Annotated in this window: 21 protein-coding genes; 20 read left to right on the forward strand and 1 reads right to left on the reverse strand. The window is 38.4% G+C overall.

Annotation, left to right across the window (positions count from 1 at the left end; translation table 11 throughout):
- Positions 1-84: 84 nt before the first annotated feature.
- The 3 genes from HMPREF2957_RS02015 (at position 85) to HMPREF2957_RS02025 (ending at position 2,419) form a co-directional block, all read left to right on the forward strand.
- Positions 85-597, forward strand: a complete 513-nt coding sequence (locus tag HMPREF2957_RS02015; RefSeq protein WP_001049312.1) for an adenine phosphoribosyltransferase — start codon at positions 85-87, stop codon at positions 595-597.
- A gap of 194 nt (positions 598-791) precedes the next feature.
- On the forward strand, positions 792-1,736 hold the full coding sequence (gene metA, locus HMPREF2957_RS02020; RefSeq protein WP_070677128.1) for a homoserine O-acetyltransferase MetA: 945 nt from the start codon (positions 792-794) through the stop codon (positions 1,734-1,736).
- Between the two features lie 8 nt (positions 1,737-1,744).
- Positions 1,745-2,419, forward strand: a complete 675-nt coding sequence (locus tag HMPREF2957_RS02025) for a DnaD domain-containing protein (protein WP_070677129.1) — start codon at positions 1,745-1,747, stop codon at positions 2,417-2,419.
- Positions 2,420-2,465: 46 nt separating this feature from the next.
- Here HMPREF2957_RS02025 and HMPREF2957_RS02030 read toward each other — a convergent pair whose 3' ends face one another.
- Positions 2,466-3,917: an alpha-amylase gene (locus tag HMPREF2957_RS02030; RefSeq protein WP_070677130.1), complete on the reverse strand. Its 1,452-nt coding sequence runs from the start codon at positions 3,915-3,917 to the stop codon at positions 2,466-2,468.
- 261 nt (positions 3,918-4,178) lie between these two features.
- Between HMPREF2957_RS02030 and HMPREF2957_RS02035 the strand changes: the two genes are divergently transcribed.
- From HMPREF2957_RS02035 to HMPREF2957_RS02115, 17 genes are all read left to right on the forward strand, one after another.
- The gene (locus tag HMPREF2957_RS02035) at positions 4,179-5,342 is read left to right on the forward strand and encodes a class I SAM-dependent rRNA methyltransferase (RefSeq protein WP_004252227.1); all 1,164 of its coding nucleotides are present in this window, start codon (positions 4,179-4,181) and stop codon (positions 5,340-5,342) included.
- Positions 5,339-6,016 (forward strand): type I 3-dehydroquinate dehydratase, encoded by a 678-nt coding sequence (gene aroD / locus HMPREF2957_RS02040; RefSeq protein WP_070677131.1) that lies wholly within the window; start codon positions 5,339-5,341, stop codon positions 6,014-6,016. Before HMPREF2957_RS02035 ends, aroD begins: the two co-directional genes overlap by 4 nt.
- Positions 6,006-6,860 (forward strand): shikimate dehydrogenase, encoded by an 855-nt coding sequence (locus HMPREF2957_RS02045; RefSeq protein ID WP_070677132.1) that lies wholly within the window; start codon positions 6,006-6,008, stop codon positions 6,858-6,860. Before aroD ends, HMPREF2957_RS02045 begins: the two co-directional genes overlap by 11 nt.
- Positions 6,861-6,878: 18 nt before the next feature.
- Positions 6,879-7,946: a 3-dehydroquinate synthase gene (gene aroB, locus HMPREF2957_RS02050; protein ID WP_070677133.1), complete on the forward strand. Its 1,068-nt coding sequence runs from the start codon at positions 6,879-6,881 to the stop codon at positions 7,944-7,946.
- A gap of 9 nt (positions 7,947-7,955) precedes the next feature.
- The gene (gene aroC, locus HMPREF2957_RS02055) at positions 7,956-9,122 is read left to right on the forward strand and encodes a chorismate synthase (RefSeq protein ID WP_070677134.1); all 1,167 of its coding nucleotides are present in this window, start codon (positions 7,956-7,958) and stop codon (positions 9,120-9,122) included.
- A 9-nt stretch (positions 9,123-9,131) separates the two neighbouring features.
- A complete protein-coding gene (locus HMPREF2957_RS02060) occupies positions 9,132-10,235 on the forward strand; it encodes a prephenate dehydrogenase (RefSeq protein ID WP_070677135.1) in 1,104 nt (367 codons plus the stop codon).
- Between the two features lie 11 nt (positions 10,236-10,246).
- Positions 10,247-10,585, forward strand: a complete 339-nt coding sequence (locus HMPREF2957_RS02065) for a YlbF/YmcA family competence regulator (RefSeq protein WP_070677136.1) — start codon at positions 10,247-10,249, stop codon at positions 10,583-10,585.
- A 253-nt stretch (positions 10,586-10,838) separates the two neighbouring features.
- Positions 10,839-11,999 (forward strand): TPM domain-containing protein, encoded by a 1,161-nt coding sequence (locus tag HMPREF2957_RS02070; RefSeq protein WP_070677137.1) that lies wholly within the window; start codon positions 10,839-10,841, stop codon positions 11,997-11,999.
- 169 nt (positions 12,000-12,168) lie between these two features.
- A complete protein-coding gene (gene aroA, locus HMPREF2957_RS02075) occupies positions 12,169-13,452 on the forward strand; it encodes a 3-phosphoshikimate 1-carboxyvinyltransferase (RefSeq protein WP_070677138.1) in 1,284 nt (427 codons plus the stop codon).
- Entirely contained in the window at positions 13,445-13,921 is a 477-nt protein-coding gene (locus tag HMPREF2957_RS02080; RefSeq protein WP_070677139.1) for a shikimate kinase, read from the forward strand. Before aroA ends, HMPREF2957_RS02080 begins: the two co-directional genes overlap by 8 nt.
- A complete protein-coding gene (gene pheA, locus HMPREF2957_RS02085; protein WP_070677140.1) occupies positions 13,918-14,766 on the forward strand; it encodes a prephenate dehydratase in 849 nt (282 codons plus the stop codon). The genes HMPREF2957_RS02080 and pheA overlap by 4 nt, the downstream gene beginning before the upstream one ends.
- Positions 14,763-16,082 carry an LCP family protein gene (locus HMPREF2957_RS02090; protein ID WP_070677141.1) on the forward strand — a complete coding sequence of 440 codons (1,320 nt, stop codon included), beginning with the start codon at positions 14,763-14,765 and terminating at the stop codon, positions 16,080-16,082. The genes pheA and HMPREF2957_RS02090 overlap by 4 nt, the downstream gene beginning before the upstream one ends.
- A gap of 142 nt (positions 16,083-16,224) precedes the next feature.
- Positions 16,225-17,070, forward strand: coding sequence for a LicD family protein (locus HMPREF2957_RS02095; RefSeq protein WP_070677142.1), 846 nt, complete (start codon positions 16,225-16,227; stop codon positions 17,068-17,070).
- Positions 17,051-18,022, forward strand: a complete 972-nt coding sequence (locus HMPREF2957_RS02100) for a glycosyltransferase family 2 protein (protein WP_070677143.1) — start codon at positions 17,051-17,053, stop codon at positions 18,020-18,022. The genes HMPREF2957_RS02095 and HMPREF2957_RS02100 overlap by 20 nt, the downstream gene beginning before the upstream one ends.
- A gap of 20 nt (positions 18,023-18,042) precedes the next feature.
- Positions 18,043-20,199 carry a LicD family protein gene (locus HMPREF2957_RS02105; protein ID WP_004252254.1) on the forward strand — a complete coding sequence of 719 codons (2,157 nt, stop codon included), beginning with the start codon at positions 18,043-18,045 and terminating at the stop codon, positions 20,197-20,199.
- A 43-nt stretch (positions 20,200-20,242) separates the two neighbouring features.
- Positions 20,243-21,055 carry a LicD family protein gene (locus HMPREF2957_RS02110; RefSeq protein ID WP_070677144.1) on the forward strand — a complete coding sequence of 271 codons (813 nt, stop codon included), beginning with the start codon at positions 20,243-20,245 and terminating at the stop codon, positions 21,053-21,055.
- Positions 21,056-21,092: 37 nt separating this feature from the next.
- On the forward strand, positions 21,093-22,842 hold a 1,750-nt coding region (locus HMPREF2957_RS02115), incomplete at its 3' end, for an MBL fold metallo-hydrolase (protein ID WP_070677147.1).

The following is a 22,842-nucleotide window of genomic DNA, read 5'->3' on the forward strand; positions in this document are numbered from 1 at the left end:
GGATATTCCAAGGCTTCTTTCTATTTTGCTTTTCTAGGAATTATGGTATAATAGGGAGTAAAAACTTTAAAAGAAAGAAACGCTATGAACTTAAAAGATTACATTGCAAGTATTGAAAATTATCCACAAGAAGGAATTACATTCCGTGATATCAGCCCTTTGATGGCTAACGGCAATGCCTACAGCTACGCTGTTCGTGAAATTGTTCAATATGCTACTGACAAAAAGATCGATATGATCGTGGGGCCAGAAGCGCGTGGATTTATCGTTGGATGTCCAGTTGCTTTTGAGTTGGGAATTGGTTTTGCACCTGTTCGTAAACCAGGGAAATTGCCACGCGAAGTCATTTCAGCTGACTACGAAAAAGAATATGGTGTTGATACTTTGACCATGCACGCAGATGCTATCAAACCAGGTCAACGTGTTCTTATTGTAGATGACCTCTTGGCAACAGGTGGTACTGTTAAGGCTACAATCGAAATGATTGAGAAATTAGGAGGTGTCGTAGCTGGTTGTGCCTTCTTGATTGAGCTTGATGAGCTAAAAGGTCGTGAGGCAATCGGAGATTACGATTATAAAGTTTTGATGCATTATTAATGAAAAACAGTCCCTAGGGCTGTTTTCTCTTAATGATGATATAAAAAAAGGCTATATCTAGTTAGAGAAAAACTATAATTGAAAACTATATCTTCTTACAGTATAATAAAGGGAAGAAGTGTCATCTGCTGGATTTTTCCATTTGATGACAGTCAGGTTACTTGAGTCCAGTATGATACAGTTAGGAGATTTCCATGCCGATTCGAATTGATAAAAAATTACCAGCAGTTGAAATTTTACAAACAGAAAATATTTTCGTCATGGATGATCAACGGGCGGCTCATCAGGATATCCGACCCTTGAAAATTCTTATTTTAAATCTAATGCCGCAAAAAATTGTAACAGAGACTCAACTCTTAAGACATTTGGCCAATACTCCTCTGCAATTAGATATTGATTTCTTATATATGGAAAGTCACCAATCAAAAACAACTCGCTCAGAGCATATGGAGACTTTTTATAAGACCTTCTCGGAAGTTAAAGACCAGTATTTCGATGGCTTGATTATCACAGGGGCTCCAGTTGAGCACCTTCCATTTGAGGAGGTTGACTATTGGCAAGAGTTTACGCAAGTTATCGATTGGTCCAAGACCCATGTCTTTTCAACCCTGCATATTTGTTGGGGAGCACAGGCAGGTCTATACTATCGCTATGGCGTAGATAAATACCAGATGAACCAGAAGCTTTCTGGGATTTATCCTCAAGATGTTTTGAAAGAAGGTCATCTCCTATTGAGAGGGTTTGATGATTTATATGTATCTCCTCATTCTCGCCATACAGAAGTCCACAAAGAAGATATCCTGAATAAAACAAATCTAGAGATTTTAGCATCAGGAGAAGAGGTAGGAGTCTCTATCCTTGCGAGTCGAGATTTGAGAGAAGTCTATAGCTTCGGGCATTTAGAGTATGATCGTGATACGCTTGCAAAGGAATATTTTAGAGATCTAGATGCTGGTTTAGATCCACATATACCAGAAAATTATTTCAAAAATGATGACATTCATGAACTTCCATGTATGCGTTGGAGTTCATCTGCAGCCCTCTTTTTCAGTAACTGGGTAAATTATGCAGTTTACCAAGAAACGCCGTTTGAGTGGAAGAGTGTGGAAGATGACGTATCTCATTTTGGATATTTATAGGAGAAATTATGACATATTTAGATGCTTTCAAATCAGGAAACTTAGTGTTGCCGAGTGACCTGCTCTTACATTACAATCAACTGTTCTCGTCAAGCGATGATTTCTTGGTTTGGCAATTCTTTTACTTACAGAATACAACGGCTTTAGGTGAATTGTCTCCAAGTCAGATTGCTGAAAAAATCGGCAAAAGCGTCACTGAAGTCAATCAGGCTATTTCTCGCTTGACTGAGAAAGGGTTGCTTCAATACCGAACAATTGAATTTAATGGTGAAATAGAAGTAATCTTCGATGCAACCCTTGCCTTGGAGCGTCTAGATAACCTTTTTGAAAAACAAGTTCCAAACCAAGTGCGATCTGCTCCAAATGATTTAAAGAGCTTGGTAGAAGCTTTCCAACAGGAGCTAGGTCGTCTCTTAACTCCCTTTGAAATCGAAGACTTGGAAAAGAGTTTGAAAGAAGACGGAACTAGTGCAGACTTGATAAAGGAAGCCTTGCGTGAAGCTGTTTTGAATGGTAAACCAAATTGGAAATACATCCAAGCAATTCTACGAAACTGGCGTCGTGAGGGGATTAGGAGTGTAGCCCAAGTAGAGGCTAAACGTCAGGAGAGAGAAGCAACCAACCCTCAGAATGTACAAGTCTCATCTGATTTTAAAGATGCGATGTGGCTTTGGAAAAACTAATATTTAGCAATAAAAAAACTTGCCTATGGCAAGTTTTTTTGTGTTCTTAATAAGTAAGTCCCCAAACACTTACAGAACGTTCAGCAACTGGGAAATCACCATATCCTTCAGCATTAATGGTTACTTGGTCTGAATGGTTGCCAAGTAAATCAACAAAAGTATGATCAGCCCATTCTGGACCTACAAACATGGTTTTGTAATTCTCTTGAGCGTTTGAGATAAGAATGGCAAGAGGCGATTGGTTGTCAGCTCCAGAACGAACCCAACCGATACAATTAGGGTCATCAAAGTAGTCCGTCTGCTCTCCATAAGCCAAATCTTTTCGGATAGCTAGCAGATGGTCAAGAACTTCTTTAAAATCTTGCTGAGCATATTGACCAGAGATACCGTAGTAGTCTCCGTAAAAGACACAAGGGAGACCCTGCTCGCGCAACAGAATAAGAGCATAGGCTGCTGGTTTAAACCATTCTTCTACAGTAGATTCTAAAGCTTGTCCTCGTTGAGTATCATGGTTTTCGACAAAGGTTACAGCCTTATCTGGTTTGATTTGAACCAGACTATCATTAAAGATGGTACGCAAATCGTAGTCTGCACCAGCTTGGCTTGCTTCAAAGAGATTCATATGGAGTCGGACATCGACAAGGTCAAAGCGCTCTTCAATCTTTTCGAGATAGTCAAGGTTGGCATCCTTATCTGGATTCCAGAATTCTCCAAAGACATAGAAGTCTTGTCCATATTTCTCTTTGATGTCACGAATGAAATTACGCATAAAGAAGGAATCGATATGCTTGACAGCATCTAAGCGAAAACCAGCTACGCCAGTCGTTTCCATGAACCAATCAGCCCAATCGTAGATATTTTGTATCACTTCAGGATGTTTAAAATCTAAGTCCGCATACATGAGGTAGTCATAGTTACCATTTTCGTTATCGACTAATTCTTCGTGGGCCCACCCCTTATTATCTCCCTGGATAAGGTAGATACCAGACTTCCGTCTTTTAGCATCGTAGTCAGTTCCAGTGAAATGGTACCAGTGCCAGTGGAAGTCATTGTAGGTGTTTTGTCTTCCATCAAAAGTAAAGTTTGTCCAACCATTGATGGTAAAAGGTTCTCCAAGTTCAATTGTGCGATCTTCTGGGTCGACTTCAATAACCTGGAAGGATTCTAAACGGTCTGCAGCTGCCTTGTGGTTTAAGACGACGTCAGCCATAGGTTGAATCCCATGTGATTTAAGTGTTTGAATGGCTTGAAGATAGTCTTCTCTGAAACCGTACTTGGTACGCACAGTTCCTTTTTGATCAAATTCACCGAGGTCAAAAAGGTCATAGACACCATAACCGACATCTTTTTCGTTGGTAGCTTTAAAGGCAGGTGGCATCCAGACGTGGCTAATTCCTAGATTTGCAAGGCGCTCAGCATCATCGGTAAGTCGCGTCCAGTGTTGTCCATCGTGGGGAAGGTACCACTCAAAATATTGCATTAGGGTTTGATTTTTCATAGATAGTCCTCATACTTAACAATTTGAGAATCATTTTACCACAAAGCAAGCAAATGAGCAAAAGTTTGCGCTACAAAAATAGACCTCAGTATGTGAATGTCTATTTTTACGGTAATAGAATGAAATTTCTCAACACAAATGACCATTCTCATATAGTAATCAATCAAGCAGAAACGAAAAGCCTGGATAGTTCCTATGACATCAATGTAGAAATCACTTTCTATTTTGTGAATTTTCAACAAATTTGATATAATTGTATCTATGAATAAAGTATTCGTCAGTCGGCGTGTCGAAAAAAAGCTCCGCAAAGGTCAGGTTCTTTTGGAAGAAGTTGATTTTCCAGACTTATCTGAAACTGATCAGGAAGTTGAACTTTTCAGCCAAAGCAAAGAATTTTTAGGGAAGGCTTATTTATCTCGTCAAAATAAGGGAATTGGTTGGTTTGTAACCAACCAGAACATTTCTTTTAAACAAACCTTCTTTGAAAGCTTGTTTGAAAAAGCAAAACAAAAACGTTCTTCCTACTATCAAGATGAGTTGACAACTGCCTTTCGTTTGTTTAATCAAGAAGGCGATGGATTTGGTGGAATGACGCTGGATCTCTATGGAGATTATGTTGTCTTTTCCTGGTATAACTCCTATATCTATGGAATTCGCCAAGAGATTATTGCAGCCTTCTCTCAGGTATTCCCGGAAGTCTTAGGTGCCTATGAAAAGATTCGCTTTAAAGGTCTAGACTATGAGTCTGCTCATATCTATGGTCAAGAAGCAGCTGAATATTTCACTGTTCTTGAGAATGGAGTCTTGTACCAAGTATTTATGAATGATGGTCTTATGACAGGGATTTTCTTGGATCAGCATGAAGTTCGTGGGAGCTTAGTTGATGGTTTAGCAATGGGGAAATCCTTACTTAATATGTTTTCCTACACAGCAGCTTTCTCAGTTGCTGCAGCTATGGGGGGAGCTAGTGAAACGACTTCTGTGGATTTGGCCAAGCGTTCAAGAGAACTATCAGAAGCTCATTTTCATGCCAATGGTTTGAGTCTAGACAATCATCGACTACTTGTCATGGATGTCTTTGAATACTTTAAATATGCTAAAAGAAAAGGTTTAAGCTATGACGTGATTGTTCTGGATCCGCCTAGCTTTGCCCGAAATAAAAAACAAACATTCTCTGTAGCTAAGGATTATCATAAGTTGATTTCCCAAAGTCTAGAGATTTTAAACCCAGGTGGAATCATTATTGCTAGTACCAATGCGGCTAATGTTTCCCGTCAAAAATTCACAGAACAAATCGATAAAGGATTTGCAGGTAGAAAGTATCAGGTCCTTCATAAATATGGACTTCCAGCAGACTTTGTCTACAATGAAAAAGATGAAAGTAGTAATTACCTCAAAGTGATTACCATGAAGGTTAGTAAATGAAATTAATTGTTTCTGTCATGCCAAGAAGTATAGAAGAGGCTCAGGCCATTGATGTTATGCGGTATCATGATGCAGATATCATTGAGTGGAGAGCAGACTTCTTACCCAAGGAAGCTATCTTGCAGGTAGCGCCAGCTATTTTTGAAAAATTTGCAGGTCGTGAGCTTGTTTTTACTTTACGTACTCGTTCCGAGGGTGGTCAAATTGAGCTCTCTTCAGAAGAGTATGTTCAAATGATCAAGGAAGTGGCACAGCTTTATCAACCAGATTATATTGATTTTGAGTATTTTAGCTACAAGGATGTTTTTGATCAGATGTTGGACTTTCCAAATCTCGTCTTGAGCTACCATAACTTCCAAGAGACACCTGAAAATCTAATGGAAATATTGTCTGAGTTAACAAGTTTAAATCCTAAAGTTGTGAAAATAGCTGTTATGGCTAATACAGAACAGGATGTGTTGGATCTGATGAACTTTACACGTGGCTTTAAAACACTGAATCCTGAACAAGAATATGTAACGATTTCTATGGGAAAAGTGGGCAAGGTCTCTCGTATTACTTCAGATGTGACTGGATCTAGTTGGTCTTTTGCAAGTCTAGATGAAGCTAGTGCCCCAGGACAAATTTCACTATCTAGCATGAAAAAAATTAGGGAGCTTCTAAATGAAGATTGATGGCTACACACGTTTAGCAGCTGTAGTCGCAAATCCTATCAAACACTCCATTTCTCCCTTTATTCACAATAGCGCTTTTGAAGCAACCAATACCAATGGTGTTTATCTTGCTTGGGAAGTAGATGCGACTGAACTAGCAGAAACAGTTGCTAATATTCGTCGCTATCAGATGTATGGAATCAATCTTTCTATGCCTTACAAGGAACAAGTGATTGCTTATCTGGACCAGTTGAGCGCAGAGGCTTGTTTAATTGGTGCAGTTAATACAGTTGTGAATCGAGAAGGAACATTAATTGGATATAACACAGATGGCAAGGGATTCTTTAAGAGCTTGCCTTCTTTTAAAATATCAAAGAAAAGACTGGTTTTGTTAGGAGCAGGCGGTGCAGCCAAGGCAATTTTGGCACAGGCAATCTTGGATGGAGTGAGTCAGATTTCTGTCTTTGTTCGTTCTTCATCCATGGAAAAAACAAGACCTTATTTAGAAAAAATACAGAATGCGACTGGATTTAGAGTAGATTTATTTGCATTAGAGGATGTTCAAGATCTTCAAGACAGCATCACTAAAGCCGACCTCTTGGTTAATGCTACTAGTGTGGGCATGGATGAATCCTCTCATCCAATCCCGACCAGCATCGTTTTACCAGAGATGCTCTTGGTAGCAGATGTGATTTATCAACCCTTTGAAACACCGTTTTTAAAATGGGCAAGAAACCAGGGAAATCAATCTATCAATGGTCTTGGCATGCTACTTTACCAAGCTGCTGAAGCTTTTGAGTTATGGACAGGCAAGGAAATGCCAACAGATCAAATCTGGGAATTATTAAAACAAAAGTACCAATAAAGAAAAAGGAGACCTGCTATGAAAATTAGAATAGACCTTCCACATCATCCCTACGATATTCAGATTGAAAAAGGATGCTTGTCTCAAGCAGGAAAATGGTTGCGAGAACTTTGGCAACCACAAAAAATTGTTATCATAACGGATAACCGTGTGGCTTCACTCTATGCAGAAAAGGTTAAATTGAGCTTAGAGGATGCTGGTTTCCAAGTGGCAGTTTTTGACTTCCTAGAGGGTGAAGAGCGAAAAAATTTAACCACGGTTCAAAAGGCTTATGAATTCTTGGTCAAACAGGATTTGACTCGTAGCGATGGAATTGTGGCTCTAGGTGGCGGTGTAGTTGGTGATTTGGCAGGTTTCGTGGCCTCTACCTATATGCGCGGTATTCACTTTGTCCAAATTCCGACTAGTTTGACGGCCCAGGTGGATTCTTCAATCGGTGGTAAGACAGGTGTGAATACACCTTTTGCCAAGAATATGGTGGGAACTTTTGCTCAGCCGGATGGCGTTTTGATTGACCCAACTGTTCTTGAAAGCTTAGGAAAGCGAGAGTTGATTGAAGGAATGGGTGAAGTCATCAAGTATGGCTTGATCGAAGATCCTGAGCTCTGGGACCTATTATCTAATTTGGATGGTTCTGTGGAAAGCATTTTGGAACATTCAGAGAGTTTGATTGAGCATTCTTGCCAGGTCAAGCGCAAGATGGTAGTTGAAGATGAGTTGGATAATGGCATTCGTTTATATCTCAACTTTGGTCACACAATTGGCCATGCTATTGAAGCAACTGCTGGTTATGGAAAAGTCATGCACGGTGAGGCAGTAGCTATGGGAATGGTTCAGGTCTCTAAGGTAGCAGAAGAAAAAGGCCTCATGCCAATGGGAATCACTCAGTCCATCCGAGAGATGTGTCAGAAATTTGGCCTTCCTGTTGATTATGAAAACTGGGACCTTGACAAGCTCTATCAGGCTTTGACTCACGATAAAAAAGCGCGTGGGAATACCATGAAGTTAGTTTTGGTACCTGAGCTTGGTTCAGCGACGATTCACCCAGTTTCTCTCGAAGAAATGAAAGATTACTTAGTAAAATAAGGAGAATGTATGAGATATTTAACAGCAGGAGAATCACATGGTCCTCGTCTGACAGCAATTATTGAAGGAATTCCAGCGGGACTGCCTTTGACTGCAGAAGATATCAATGAGGATCTCAAACGTCGCCAAGGCGGTTACGGTCGTGGTGGACGCATGAAGATTGAGACTGATCAGGTTATCTTCACTTCTGGAGTTCGTCACGGAAAGACGACAGGGGCTCCTATCACCATGGATGTCATCAATAAGGATCATCAAAAATGGCTAGATATCATGTCTGCCGAGGATATTGAGGACAAACTCAAAAGTAAACGAAAAATCACACATCCTCGTCCAGGTCACGCAGACTTGGTTGGGGGCATCAAATACCGCTTTGATGATTTGCGAAATTCTTTGGAACGTTCATCTGCCCGTGAAACAACTATGCGGGTTGCAGTTGGAGCAGTAGCCAAGCGGCTTTTAGCTGAGCTTGATATCGAAATTGCTAACCATGTTGTTATCTTCGGTGGTAAGGAAATCAATGTTCCAGAAAATTTAACAGTCGCAGAGATTAAAAAACTAGCTGCCCAGTCAGAAGTTTCTATCGTCAACCAAGAACGTGAGCAGGAGATTAAGGACTATATTGACCAGATTAAGCGAGATGGGGATACCATCGGAGGTGTTGTAGAAACAGTTGTCGGAGGTGTTCCAGTTGGTCTGGGTTCATATGTCCAATGGGATCGTAAACTAGATGCAAGGCTAGCTCAAGCTGTTGTTTCTATCAATGCCTTTAAGGGTGTGGAGTTTGGTCTTGGTTTTAAAGCAGGCCATCTTAAGGGTAGCCAAGTCATGGATGAAATCCTCTGGTCATCAGAAGATGGCTATACTCGTCGGACTAATAACCTTGGAGGTTTCGAAGGTGGTATGACCAACGGGCAACCGATTATCGTTCGTGGAGTTATGAAGCCAATTCCGACTCTCTACAAGCCGTTGATGAGTGTCGATATTGAAACTCATGAGCCTTATAAAGCAACAGTAGAGAGAAGTGATCCTACTGCTCTTCCAGCAGCAGGTGTCGTTATGGAAGCAGTCGTAGCAACAGTTTTGGCTCAAGAAATACTTGAGAAATTCTCCTCTGATAATCTGGAAGAATTAAAAGAAGCTGTTGCGAAACATCGGGAGTATACAAAGAATTATTAAGGAGTTCTTATGGCAAAAACCATCTATATCGCAGGACTAGGTTTGATTGGTGCTTCCATGGCACTCGGAATCAAGCGGGATCATCCTGATTATGAAATTTTAGGATACAATCGTAGTCAAGCGTCTAGAGATATTGCCTTGGAGAGAGGAATGATTGACCGAGCGACGGATGACTTTGCCAGTTTTGCTCCACTTGCAGACGTCATCATTCTTACCCTGCCAATCAAGCAAACCATTACCTTTATTAAGGAATTGGCCAACTTGGACTTGAAAGAAGGTGTCATTATTTCCGATGCAGGGTCGACCAAGTCAGCTATCGTGACTACAGCTGAGAAGTGTTTTGCTGATAAGTCTGTTCGCTTTGTGGGGGCCCATCCTATGGCAGGAAGTCACAAGACAGGAGCTGCCTCTGCAGATGTTAATCTTTTTGAAAATGCCTATTATATCTTCACGCCATCTAGTCTGACAACTTCGGATACGCTCGAAGAAATGAGAGACTTGCTGTCAGGTCTTCATGCTCGTTTCATTGAAATCGAGGCTGAAGAGCATGACCGAGTGACTTCTCAGATTAGCCATTTTCCGCATATCTTAGCATCAAGCCTGATGGAACAAACTGCAAGTTATGCTGAAGAGCATGAAATGGCGCGACGCTTTGTGGCAGGTGGTTTTCGTGATATGACTCGGATTGCTGAAAGCGAGCCAGGCATGTGGACTTCTATCCTCTTATCTAATCGGGATACCATTATTGAACGCATCGAGGACTTCAAGGGCCGTTTGGACGATATTGGACAAGCTATCAGTAAGGGTGATGAAAACCAAATCTGGAGCTTTTTCAATCAAGCGCGTGAGCAACGTCAGGCTATGGAAATCCATAAACGTGGTGGTGTAGATAGCTCATTTGACCTTTATGTAGATGTTCCCGATGAGGAAGATGTGATTTTACGCATCTTGGAATTGCTACGTGGAACTTCTTTGGTCAATATCCATATCAATGAGGAAAACCGTGAGGATGTTCACGGGATTCTGCAAATTTCCTTTAAGAATGCTCAGGATTTAAAACGTGCTGAGCAAGTCATTACAGAAAATACAGACTACACAGTCGTTATTAAATAAGGAGGACAATTATGTCAAATGTTTATGATAGTGCAAATGCACTAAGTCGTGGACTACGCGAATTGCCTGAATACAAGGCAGTTAAAGAAGCTAGAGATGCCATCCAAGCGGATGTAGAAGCAAGCAAAATTTTTTCAGATTATATTGCTTTTCAACATGAAATCCAAATCATGGCACAAACTGGTCAAATTCCAGATGCTTCTTTCCAAGAAAAAATGGAAAGTTTTGGCAAGCAGATTCAAGGGAACTCTCTCTTGTCAGAATTCTTTGCCAAACAGAAACAACTTTCGATCTACCTTTCTGATATTGAAAAAATTGTCTTTGAACCAATTTCAGAATTGCTAAAATAAAAAAATTATTTTGTATATGATTTATTGACATTTTTTCAATCGTATTTTTATTATCGGTAACTACTGTGTAAGCTAGAATTATTAGCCCAGACTGTTTAATAATGACTGTGGGAATGATTGTCTATACTAATAAACAAAATGAAAAACAAATTTGAAGGTTTCTAACTATAGAGCTGAGTTATTTGGAACAGAGAAAGATGCAAAGTTTGTCCCTGAAATCAATTTAACTGATTAGTCTTTTGGGGGATCTCCTATGAAAAAGTTAATTTTACTCTTAATTATCCCTTTATTCTTTTTTATGCCTCTAGTGGCGGCTAATATAGCTGTTCCAGATCGGCCTTTAAATGGTATATACGATCCTAATGGTTATTTAACCACTAGTGTTGCAGAAACGTTAGAGAATATGAATGCTGGAAGTGAAACCCAAGTAGGTATTTACATTGTAGATACCCTGGACGGTTCCAGTATCGAAGAGGTAGCCAATGAGGTTGCACGCAAATGGAAAATTGGGAAACAAGATTCTAACAGTGGAATTTTAATCGCTATTGCTATAAAGGATAGGAAGTTTCGTATTGAAACATCCAACGAAGTAGCAATTTGGCTTACTGACTCGAAGGCTCGTTCTTTACTAAATGATTCGAAGCCTTACATGAAAGAAGGGAAATACACTGATGCTCTTAACAGAATTCTAGTAGGTATCTCTAAAGCCGAATCTGGAAAAGCTGAAATCATAAACAAGAAAGAGAATAAGAATAGTTGGCTTCCAAAAATCGATGAAAAATTATTAAAAAATAATGAAGGACTTAGTAAGTATTTCAATTACATTCCGTTTCCGATATTGTTCTATCTAATGTTCTTTCTTTTACTAAGTTTAGTAACGTGGTTCAGGTACTTAAAAAGATGTCGCTTTTCTAAGTATGAGTACGAGGGAAAGGGGAAACTGTATCCAGATTTTCCTGACTTTGTACCTAACGATACGTGGACTGAAGAACGTAAATCTTACTATAAAAAAAATAAGCGTTTAATTAGGTCTCAATATAACTACGCAGGATATAACAAACTCTATCCAGACTCAAAAGGTTTTCTGCCTAATGATACTTGGACTACATTACTGATAGAAGCATACTACGCAGAAGTTAAAAGAAAGCAACTAGATAGGCTGAACCGCTCTCAATACTCTTATAATGGGAAGGGAAAACTCTATCCAAACGATAAAGATTTTGTGAAGAATGATTCTTGGACTTCCGAGCTCAAAAAAAGCTACTATGCTTCACAAAGAGTACAGTCAAGTTCTTATGGTAGATTAGATTCTTCTACATCTAGATATGATACTGGTAGTTCTAGTTCATCTTGGTCTTCTGATGATTGGGATGGTGGAGGATTTGATGGTGGTGGCTCTTCAGATAGCTGGTAAATTGAAAGTGAAAAAGAATTGCTATTAAAAAGCTTCAGTTGAAATAAATCAAAAAGGTAAAAGTGTATTAAAAAAAATTTTATTAACTATCATAAAGTCAGGAATTTTTAAGAAATTTCTGACTTTTTATGATAAAATAAGAAAAAGTATTGTCAGTATGAGGGCTAGTATGAAGTTAAAAACAAACGTTAACCATTTGAATGGTAGTATTCGCGTACCTGGGGATAAGTCCATCAGTCATCGTTCTATCATTTTTGGAAGCTTGGCTGAGGGTGAAACGAAGGTTTATGATATCTTGCGTGGTGAAGATGTCTTGTCAACCATACAGGTATTTCGTGATCTCGGCGTAGAGATTGAGGACAAGGATGGTGTCGTTACCATTCAAGGTGTTGGGATGGACGGATTAAAAGCCCCTCAGAATGCCCTGGATATGGGGAATTCTGGGACATCTATTCGTTTAATTTCAGGTGTCCTTGCTGGTGCAGACTTTGAAGTAGAGATGTTTGGAGATGATAGTCTTTCTAAACGCCCCATGGATCGTGTGACCCTTCCTTTGAAAAAAATGGGAGTTAGCATTTCAGGTCAGACAGAGCGAGACTTGCCACCGTTGCACTTGAAAGGAACGAAAAACTTACGACCTATTCAATACGAATTGCCAATTGCCTCTGCTCAAGTCAAGTCAGCCTTGATTTTTGCAGCATTGCAGGCTCACGGCCAGTCAGTCATTATCGAGAAGGAGTGCACTCGTAATCACACAGAAGATATGCTCCAACAATTCGGAGGTGATTTGAGTGTCGATGGTAAGAAAATCACTGTTCAAGGACCACAGAAACTTAGTGGACAAACGGTTGTCGTACCAGGAGATATTTCTAGTGCAGCCTTTTGGTTAGTAGCAGGTTTGATTGTGCCAAATTCTCGAGTGGTACTTAAGAATGTCGGTATTAATGAAACACGTACAGGTATTATCGATGTTATCCGAGCTATGGGCGGGAAATTAGAGATTACTGATATGGATCCAATAGCCAAATCTGCAACCTTGACTGTTGAAACTTCAGATTTGAAGGGAACAGAGATTGGCGGAGCCTTGATTCCACGTTTAATTGATGAATTGCCGATTATCGCGCTCCTTGCTACCCAAGCTCAAGGGCAAACGGTCATCAAAGATGCAGAAGAACTCAAGGTTAAAGAAACGGATCGCATTCAAGTTGTCGCAGATGCTTTAAATAGCATGGGAGCAACTATTACTCCTACAGCAGACGGCATGATTATCAAAGGGAAATCTGCCCTCCATGGCGCTAGAGTCAATACCTTTGGAGACCATCGAATCGGCATGATGACAGCCATTGCAGCTCTCTTGGTTGCAGATGGAGAAGTTGAATTGGATCGAGCCGAAGCTATTAATACTAGCTACCCAAGCTTCTTTGATGATTTGGAGACTTTGATTCATGGCTAAGGTTTTACTAGGTTTTATGGGTTCAGGAAAAACTACTATTGCTAGAAAGCTGGATTCTGACTTCGTAGATATGGATGCCTTGCTGGAAGAACGATTAGGTATGTCGATTGCTCGTTTCTTTGAAGAAAAAGGAGAAGTAGCCTTTCGCCAGCTAGAAGAAGAAGTCCTAGCTGACTTGCTAAAGACAGATAAAGTTATTTCTACAGGCGGAGGGATTGTTATTTCGCCACGTAATCGTGCCTTGCTCAAGCAAAATCCAGACAACATTTACCTTAAAGCAGATTTTGAGACTCTTTACCAGCGAATTTCGGCTGATAAGGACAATCAACGTCCACTATTTTTAAAAAATAGCAAGGAAGAATTGCTTGCAATTTTTAACGAAAGACAGGCCTGGTATCAGGAAGTAGCTAGTAAAGTTATCGATGTGTCCAAGCTAAGTCCAGAGGAAATTATAGAGGAATTGACATGAAAATTGCCTATCTAGGTCCTAAAGGATCTTTTTCGCACCATGTTGTGCAAACGGCTTTTCCTCATGAGGAACTAGAGCCTTTTTCAAATATTACAGACGTTATCAAGGCCTATGAACAGGGATTGGTAGACTATTCAGTAGTGCCAGTTGAAAATTCCATTGAAGGTAGTGTTCATGAGACCTTGGACTATCTTTTTCATCAAGCTCGTATTCAAGCTGTGGCGGAGATTGTGCAGCCAATTCATCAACAGTTGATGGCGGTACCAGGGCAAGTTAAAATTGAGAAAATCTTTTCTCATCCGCAGGCCTTGGCTCAGGGAAAGAAATTTATCGATGAACATTTTCCAAATGCTCAATTAGAGGTCACTGCCAGTACAGCATACGCTGCGCGCTATGTTTCCGAGCATCCAGATCAGCCTTTTGCGGCCATTGCTCCCAAAAGTTCGGCTGGAGAATATGGTTTGGAATTAATTGCTCAAGACATTCAAGAAATGGAAGCCAATTTCACTCGCTTTTGGGTGTTAGGTCCCAAGGTACCGCAAATGCCCTTGAATGCAAATGCTAAGAAAATGAGTCTGGCATTGACCTTGCCAGATAATCTTCCAGGAGCTTTATATAAAGCACTTTCTACCTTTGCTTGGCGCGGGATTGACCTAACTAAGATTGAGAGTCGCCCCTTAAAAACAGCACTAGGTGAGTACTTTTTTATCATTGATGTGGACTATGCTGATAAAGAATTGGTCCATTTTGCTCAAAAAGAATTAGAAACGATTGGGATCCACTATAAAGTACTAGGAGCTTACCCTATCTATACCATACAGGATAAAGGGAAGGAGAAGGAATGACTAGAGAGAACCCTCTGACACACCATGAGAAACTACGCTACGACTATCTATTAAAAAACATCCACTATCTAAATGATAAAGAAAAGAGAGAGTTTGCTTTTTTACAAGCTAAGCTGGATGGTCAACAAGAAGCTCGTTCAGTTGTCGTAGAAGAAGCAGAAAACCGAGACTATACGGAACCTAACACAGGTCTTCCGAGTTATACTAATCGAAGTCGTGCTAGTCGACGTAGTAATCTACCGCAACCAAAAGCTAAGGTTCCTAAGCAGAAGAAACCAAAGAAAAAAAGAGTCTTTCGTTTTAAACGCATACTTGCGTGGTTAGGAATGCTGTTGCTTTGTGCTGCAGTAGGAATGATTTTCATGTTCTTGAAAGGTTTCCAGTCAGCCAATCCGAATGGCTCAAGCGGGTCGAAAGATGCCAAGGCTGCCCAAGTTGAAGTTTTCAATGGACAGGATACAAGAGATGGTGTCAATATTCTTATTTTAGGGACAGACGGCCGTATTGGACAGAATAGTGCAGAAACACGGACAGATTCTATTATGGTTTTGAATGTAAGTGGTAAGGATAAAAAGCTTAAGCTTGTAAGTTTTATGCGAGATAACCTAGTTTATATTGATGGTTATAGCCAAGTTATTAACGGACAAAAACAAACTGACCACAAGTTGAACTTAGCCTACGAATTAGGTGAACAAGAAGGAAACCAAGGTGCTGAAATGGTGCGTAAGGTCCTTAAAGATAATTTTGACATAGATATTAAATACTATGCTCTTGTAGATTTCCAAGCCTTTGCGACTGCTATTGACACGCTTTTCCCTGACGGGGTGACCATTGATGCTCAATTTTCAACCCTAAATGGAGTTCCAGTTACAGAAGCTACAGTTGGTGATGACTTGCATGCAACAGAGACAGAATCACCAACACAGACTATTAAAGTTGGGACGCAACAAATGAATGGTTCAACTCTTCTCAACTATGCACGTTTCCGCGATGATGATGAAGGGGACTATGGACGTACTCGTAGACAGCAACAAGTCATGACTGCTGTTTTACAGCAAATTAAAGATCCTACAAAACTTTTCACAGGTTCAGAAGCACTTGGTAAAGTATTCGCCATGACATCTACAAACCTTCCGTATACCTTCTTATTGACCAACGGTTTATCCGTCCTCGAAGGAGGTCAGAACGGTATTGAAAGACTAACAGTACCGGAACTTGGAGACTGGATAGATGACTATGATGTCTATGGAGGCCAAGCACTTCGAGTGGATCAAAAAGCTTATCAGAATAAGCTAGCCCAAATGGGATTTAGATGATAAAAACATTAAAATCAAAGCTTGAAACACCTCATTAAATGGGTGTCTCAGGCTTTGATTTTTCACATGGTTAGATGGATTTTTTGACCATTTTTATGGTATAATGAAATAATATAATTCTATAGAAGAGGATGAGAATGAGATGAGTGATTTAAAGGCAATTCAAGCCCGTAGCTTAGAGATGGCTGAATATTTTGTCGCCTTTTGTAAAGAACATGACTTGCTCTGTTATTTGTGTGGTGGTGGAGCAATTGGAGCTTTACGAAATAAAGGTTTTATCCCTTGGGATGATGATTTGGACTTTTTTATGCCACGAAAGGACTATGAAAAACTAGCAGAGTTATGGCCTCTATATGCGGATAAGCGTTACTTCCTATCAAAGAGTTCTAAAGACTATGTAGACCGTAACCTCTTTATCACCATTCGTGATAAGGAGACGACTTGTATCAAGCCTTATCAACAAGATTTGGACCTTCCCCACGGCTTGGCTTTGGATGTTCTTCCCTTGGACTACTACCCTAAAAATCCAGCAGAGCGCAAGAAACAGGTCCATTGGGCTTTGATTTATTCTCTATTTTGTGCACAAACCATTCCAGAAAAACATGGAGCTCTCATGAAGTGGGGTAGTACCATTTTATTAGGGTTGACTCCTAAATCGCTTCGCTATCGTATCTGGAAAAAGGCTGAGAAAGAAATGACCAAGTATGGGCCAGCCGAAAGTGATGGCATTACAGAATTATGTTCAGGGCCAGGATACATGAAGAAAAAGTATCCAATTCAGGCCTTTGAAGACAACGTTTTCCTACCATTCGAGGGAACAGAAATGCCTATTCCGGTTGGTTATGACGCTTATCTTAGCACAGCTTTTGGTGACTATATGACACCACCGCCTGCAGACAAGCAAGTACCTCACCACGATGCCATAATAGCAGATATGGATAAGAGCTATACAGAATATAAGGGAGAATATAATGCAAGAAAAAATTAGTATCATTGTTCCTGTATACAACGTAGAAAATTATCTTGAACGATGTGTTGAGTCGATTTTAAAGCAGACTTATACCAATTTTGAATTGCTACTTATTAATGATGGTTCGACAGACCAGAGTGGTGACTTGTGTGATCAGCTGGCTTCTAAAAATGAGAATATCAAGGTTTTTCATCTTGAGAATGCTGGAGTCTCCAATGCTAGAAATGTAGGTATTCAAAACTCAACCGGAGAATGGATAACTTTTGTTGATAGTGATGATTTTATTACGCCAGATTATTTGGAAACTTTGATAAGCGCAGTAAGAACAGATATTTCTGTTGGTTTCTCAGTTGCTCGTTTGCATCATGTAAAAAATGGACAAGTGACAGATTTGCCTGATTTTTCAGGTCAAGAGTCAGTATGGTCTGCTGAGCAAACCATGAAAGAACTATTGATGACTGCTCGAACTTCTTTTTTCCCTGTTGCAAAATTATTTAAAAAGGAATTAATTGAAGATTTTAAATTTAGTACAGATTATCATTTAGCAGAAGATGCTCTATTCTTAACAGAAGTTTTGCTTGAAACAAAATGTAATAGTGTTTTTATAGATAAACCAATATACTATTATGATCATAGAGAGGGAAGTGCAACTACATCTGTGAATAATCATGTTTTTGATACTATAGAAGTATATAAAATCATTATTCCTAAAGTTTATCAATGTTTCCCTCAATTAAAACCCGAATTAGTAAATAGAGAATCTTGGTCTTATATTACAGTCTACGATAAAATAATCTTCACAGATTCGACAGAATATAAAAAAGAGAAAACTCAATTGAGAAAGTGGATATTTAGTCATACCTCACAAATATTGAGAGATCCTTATTTTACTAGTTTTCGGAAAATAGCCATTTTGTCACTAAGAATTTCTCCATGGATTTATAGACAAATTGTAGGCTTGAATAAATAATGTTATTAAAGGAGTTGAAGATGAATTTTTCAAAAACGAATGAATGCTTTGAAAAATCAAAACTGTGGATTTCTTATCTTTTTATTTTCATTTCGATTTTAAGTATGAGTTCGCTAATTTATAAAGTAACCAATCCGATTTATAAGGGACTTTCAGCAGTTGTTGTTCTGTCAATTTGTTTAACTTTATTTTTTAATTGGAAACGAATAGAGATAGATAAGAAGTTTCTTACCCTATTTGGTCTTTTAGTGGGCAGTCACTTTTTATCAGCGCTCATTAATAGATCTGGACACCTGCTCGGAAATATGGTTGAAATTTTCTTTATGCTGGCTTATGTTTTATTATTTACCATGGTAAAACCTAATCAGCTAAGGAAGTTGTTAGGTATGATTGCAGGAACCATACAGATTGTCTCATTTGCTTCGGCTATATTTGCTTTTGCTTTATTACTTTCAAGAGTTTTAATTCTATTTCAGATTGGAGAGAACTCTTATTATTACGGAGTAATGAATGGCCGATTATGGGGACTTGTTAACCCTAACGCCAGTGCGATTTTCTCATACATTAGTATAGTTTTTGCTATGTATTTAATACATAAGGGAAGCAAATACTCTGTTTATTTTAAAATTAATAATATCATTCAGTTAGTTTATTTTGCAACTATGCAGAGTAGGGGCGCACTTTTATCAGTTCTTCTAATGCTAGTATTCTATTGTGTTTTTGTCGCTAGGGGGAAATTTGCCAAAAAATGGCTAACTTTTCTAGTAGCTAGTATCTTATTAATAGGTAGCAATATTGGTATTAGTTATTTAACATCGGTATATATTTCAGCGGCCAAGGCAACTGTAATTGACTTAAATAAAGGTGAATCTTATTCTGAAACTGATTCGGATGTTGCTAAGAAAAATGGGGAGCTTCACTTGATTGAAACAACTCCAAGTGGGCGTACATATATTTGGAAAAATGCAATCAAAATGGGACGTGCAAAACCTCTATTTGGTTATGGTGTTCGAAACGTATCAGATTATTACACAAAATATTTTAGTAAATTTGAAATTAAAAACTCACTTATTGGAGGTAATTTCCACAATATCTTTGTTACCATTTTTGTGAGTTCCGGATTCTTGGGCCTCTTTTCTTTCATACTTATCATTGTTTATGTAGGTTTCCGCTTTGTTTCTTACTTGATTAAATCCAAGAAAAATACTGAAAAACTGATTATGACTCTATTCTTTGGAATTTTATTTGGTCAGTTGTTTGAGAGCCAAATTATGTATTCAACCAACTTCATCAACATCATTTTTTGGTTAGTTGTGGGATATGGTCTAATGATCTGTGAAAAAGAAAAAAATATTCGTTACAAAGAAGTAACTGATATTTCTGAAATTCAACAAATGGAGTTAGGAATCATGGAGTATATCCATGAAGTGTGTCATAAAATTGGTGTCAAATACTTCTTGTCCTATGGTAGTTTAATTGGTGCAGTTCGTCATAAAGGCTTTATTCCTTGGGACGATGACATGGATATTTGTATGCTTCGTGATGATTATGAAAAGCTGCAAGATTATATGATTGCACATCCAGACGAGCGCTATGAATTAATGTCTTATAAAAATAATGTCAATTATGTCTATCCATTTATGAAAGTTCAAGACAATCACACCTATTTGGTTGAAGAAGATGTTCGAATTGATTCAGATATGGGGATTTATGTTGATATTTTCCCCGTAGATGGTTATGAAGATGATCAGGCATTTAAGGACAAGATGACCAAGATTATTAAAAAGCGTCAATTAAGTTGTTACACTTTTAAAGGAATTACCAATACTAAAAGTGTAGTAAATTCAATTATCCGCTATATTTCTGTTATTATCTTTTATTTCACTAACACAAATAAGTATGTTTCCCAGATTGATGAATTGGCTAAATCTAGAAAAGTAGAAGATTATGAATTGGTGGACTATGTTGTCTATAAAGATATGAATAAGCCCGTTTGGAAACGTGAGTGGTTAGAACAAGTTGAAGCTGGTAGCTTTGAAGGTAAGAAATTTATGATTCCAAAACATTATCATGAAGTTTTAACTTCAGATTATGGAAATTATATGCAGTTACCACCAGTTGAGCAACAAGTTTCGCATCATGACTTCAAATTGTGGAAGATTACTGAAAACCAATAGATTATTATTTAAACAAAGAAGTAGAGATTAGGAGCGATAAATAATGTCTGAAAAAATCTTAAGCCTTGAAGAAATCAAGCAAATTGAGCTTGGAATTCTAGAATACTTACACCAAGTTTGTGAAAAACATGATATCAAATATTTTATCGATTTTGGCACTTTATTAGGTGCAGTTCGTCATAAAGGTTTTATTCCTTGGGATGATGATACAGACATTTCTTTAGCTAGAGATGAATTTGAAAAGTTATATGCAGTTCTAAAAAATGATAACCACCCATACTATAAGCTGATTTCTTTTAGAGAAACCAAGGGATATCCATATAGTTATATGCGAGTTTACGATATTCGAACACGGAGAGATTCGAATCTTTTAGATTCAAGTGTTGTTCTTGGAACTTGTGTAGATGTCTTTCCGTATGATGGTCTTGTTACAGACGAACAAGATCGTAAGAAAATGAAGCTCTATAAGCAATTAATTCGTCTATCGTCGTTAAACTTTAAGGGAATTAAATATGAAAACGGAGGAATTAAAAATCTTCCTCGTTATATTGCATCAGCAATATTTAGATTTTCTTCTCCTCAATTATGGAATCAAAAACTTGAACAACTTGCATTAAAATATAGTGTTGATAATTCTACAGACTTAGTTTGTTCAACTTATGACTCTTACTATCCAGCTGGTATTAAAAAAGAATGGTTGTATGATACAATTGATATGACGTATGAAAATCTAATTTTAAAAGTACCAAGAAGATACCATGAGGTTCTTGTCTATGAGTTTGGTGAAGATTATATGACCCCACCCCCTGTTGACCAACAGACACCAGGGAATGAAAACAATTATTGGATTGATTAATGAAAGAGTATATAAAAAAGAGAAAGTTGAATGCCTTATGAAAACTATGAAAAAATCAATATTACTTAGTGCCTTGATCTTATCGGCATCAATAATTCAAGCACAAACAGTGAATGCAGATACTATTTCAACAGGTTCAGGGAATCGTATCCACTTTATCAATACAAAAGCTAACTCTGGAAGTGATGCTATTTTACTAGAAAGTAATGGCCACTATGCTTTGATTGATATGGGAGAGGATTATGATTTTCCGGATGGAACGGATACACGTTATCCAAATCGATGGGGAATTTCTATTAACAATTATCAAGTTTTGGAAGATCGGTTGATTCGCCACCTTGATCAATTAGGTGTCAAGAAATTAGATTTTATATTAGGAACTCATGTTCATAGCGACCATATAGGTGGAGCAGATGAAATTCTTAATCGCTATCAAGTCGATAAATTCTATTTGAAAAAATATTCGGATCAACGAATTACAAGTACTTGGGGATTGTGGGATAACCTCTTCAATTATGATAATGCTCTTCGTGCTGCACAGAATAAGGGAGTTACACTTATTCAAGACATAAAAGATGAAGATAGCAAGTTCAAATTTGGGGACATGGATATTCAGCTTTATAATTATAAAAATGAATATGATTCTGATGGGAACTTAAAAAGAGTTCTTGATGATAATTCCAATTCAATTGTTGCAGTAGTAACTGTAGCAGGAAAAAGAATTTATCTTGGTGGTGATTTGGATAATGCTGAGGGAGCTGAAGATAAATTAGGGCCTGTTATTGGAAAAGTAGATATGATGAAATGGAATCACCACTACGATGCCAAGGTTTCTAATACAATTGGTTTCATAGATCACCTTTCTCCTAGTATGATTATCCAAACAACTGGAGGAGATATTAACCTCGCTTCAACGAGAGACTATCTAAAAAATAAAAATATTCAAGTGATTCATGCATCAAGTAAAACTCAGGATGCAACTGTATTTGATATTAGTGATAAAGGTTTTACAAATGTTTCAGGAGATTTTCCGAATATTCCTACTGTTGATGAGAAATGGTATCAAGAAGATGGTTACTGGAAGTATCGTTTAAAAGATGGTCAGATGGCTATCGGTTGGCAAGATATTGCTGGTGCTACATATTTCTTTAACGGAAAAGGTCAAATGCAGAGTGGTCGTTGGCTCCGTATCACTGACGAATGGAATGGAGAACCAAAATTTAATGACTACTATCTAAACAATGATGGTAAAATGCAGACGGGTGGTTGGTTCTATCATGATAATACTTGGTACTACATCCAGTCAAACGGTGCAAGACGTTACAATGAACTAGCTGAAATAGGTGGCAAAAAGTACCTATTTGATAAAGATGGTAAAATGCTTACTGGCTCACAAGTCTTTAATGGTAAGAAAATGTTCTTTGCAAGTAGTGGGGCATTACAGTCAGATGAGACAGGCTCTGGATGGCAAAAAATTGAATCAAACTGGTACTACTTTGATGAAGATGGAAAACAAATAGTTGGTAAAAAGGAAATCAATGGAGTAAACTACTACTTTGATAATAAGGGAGTTATGCAAACCGGTTGGGTCTCGATTGAAGGACATTGGAGCTATTTTGCAAGTTCCGGAGCAATGAAAACAGGCTGGATCAAGGATAAAGATACTTGGTATTACTTAGATAAAGAAGGAATCATGCAAACAGGCCTTCAAAAAATAGAAGGTACTCACTATTATCTAAATGCAAGTGGAGCCATGCAAACAGGTTGGAAATGGTTCGATAATCATT

It is taken from the genome of Streptococcus sp. HMSC062D07 (assembly GCF_001814215.1).
Lineage (GTDB): Bacteria > Bacillota > Bacilli > Lactobacillales > Streptococcaceae > Streptococcus > Streptococcus infantis_I.

What these genes read in the sequence shown, in the direction of transcription:
- HMPREF2957_RS02015 (WP_001049312.1), top strand. Translation starts at nt 85, where the DNA reads ATGAACTTAAAAGATTACATTGCAAGTATTGAAAATTATCCACAAGAA.
- metA (WP_070677128.1), top strand. Translation starts at nt 792, where the DNA reads ATGCCGATTCGAATTGATAAAAAATTACCAGCAGTTGAAATTTTACAA.
- HMPREF2957_RS02025 (WP_070677129.1), top strand. Translation starts at nt 1,745, where the DNA reads ATGACATATTTAGATGCTTTCAAATCAGGAAACTTAGTGTTGCCGAGT.
- HMPREF2957_RS02030 (WP_070677130.1), bottom strand. Translation starts at nt 3,917, where the DNA reads ATGAAAAATCAAACCCTAATGCAATATTTTGAGTGGTACCTTCCCCAC.
- HMPREF2957_RS02035 (WP_004252227.1), top strand. Translation starts at nt 4,179, where the DNA reads ATGAATAAAGTATTCGTCAGTCGGCGTGTCGAAAAAAAGCTCCGCAAA.
- aroD (WP_070677131.1), top strand. Translation starts at nt 5,339, where the DNA reads ATGAAATTAATTGTTTCTGTCATGCCAAGAAGTATAGAAGAGGCTCAG.
- HMPREF2957_RS02045 (WP_070677132.1), top strand. Translation starts at nt 6,006, where the DNA reads ATGAAGATTGATGGCTACACACGTTTAGCAGCTGTAGTCGCAAATCCT.
- aroB (WP_070677133.1), top strand. Translation starts at nt 6,879, where the DNA reads ATGAAAATTAGAATAGACCTTCCACATCATCCCTACGATATTCAGATT.
- aroC (WP_070677134.1), top strand. Translation starts at nt 7,956, where the DNA reads ATGAGATATTTAACAGCAGGAGAATCACATGGTCCTCGTCTGACAGCA.
- HMPREF2957_RS02060 (WP_070677135.1), top strand. Translation starts at nt 9,132, where the DNA reads ATGGCAAAAACCATCTATATCGCAGGACTAGGTTTGATTGGTGCTTCC.
- HMPREF2957_RS02065 (WP_070677136.1), top strand. Translation starts at nt 10,247, where the DNA reads ATGTCAAATGTTTATGATAGTGCAAATGCACTAAGTCGTGGACTACGC.
- HMPREF2957_RS02070 (WP_070677137.1), top strand. Translation starts at nt 10,839, where the DNA reads ATGAAAAAGTTAATTTTACTCTTAATTATCCCTTTATTCTTTTTTATG.
- aroA (WP_070677138.1), top strand. Translation starts at nt 12,169, where the DNA reads ATGAAGTTAAAAACAAACGTTAACCATTTGAATGGTAGTATTCGCGTA.
- HMPREF2957_RS02080 (WP_070677139.1), top strand. Translation starts at nt 13,445, where the DNA reads ATGGCTAAGGTTTTACTAGGTTTTATGGGTTCAGGAAAAACTACTATT.
- pheA (WP_070677140.1), top strand. Translation starts at nt 13,918, where the DNA reads ATGAAAATTGCCTATCTAGGTCCTAAAGGATCTTTTTCGCACCATGTT.
- HMPREF2957_RS02090 (WP_070677141.1), top strand. Translation starts at nt 14,763, where the DNA reads ATGACTAGAGAGAACCCTCTGACACACCATGAGAAACTACGCTACGAC.
- HMPREF2957_RS02095 (WP_070677142.1), top strand. Translation starts at nt 16,225, where the DNA reads ATGAGTGATTTAAAGGCAATTCAAGCCCGTAGCTTAGAGATGGCTGAA.
- HMPREF2957_RS02105 (WP_004252254.1), top strand. Translation starts at nt 18,043, where the DNA reads ATGAATTTTTCAAAAACGAATGAATGCTTTGAAAAATCAAAACTGTGG.
- HMPREF2957_RS02110 (WP_070677144.1), top strand. Translation starts at nt 20,243, where the DNA reads ATGTCTGAAAAAATCTTAAGCCTTGAAGAAATCAAGCAAATTGAGCTT.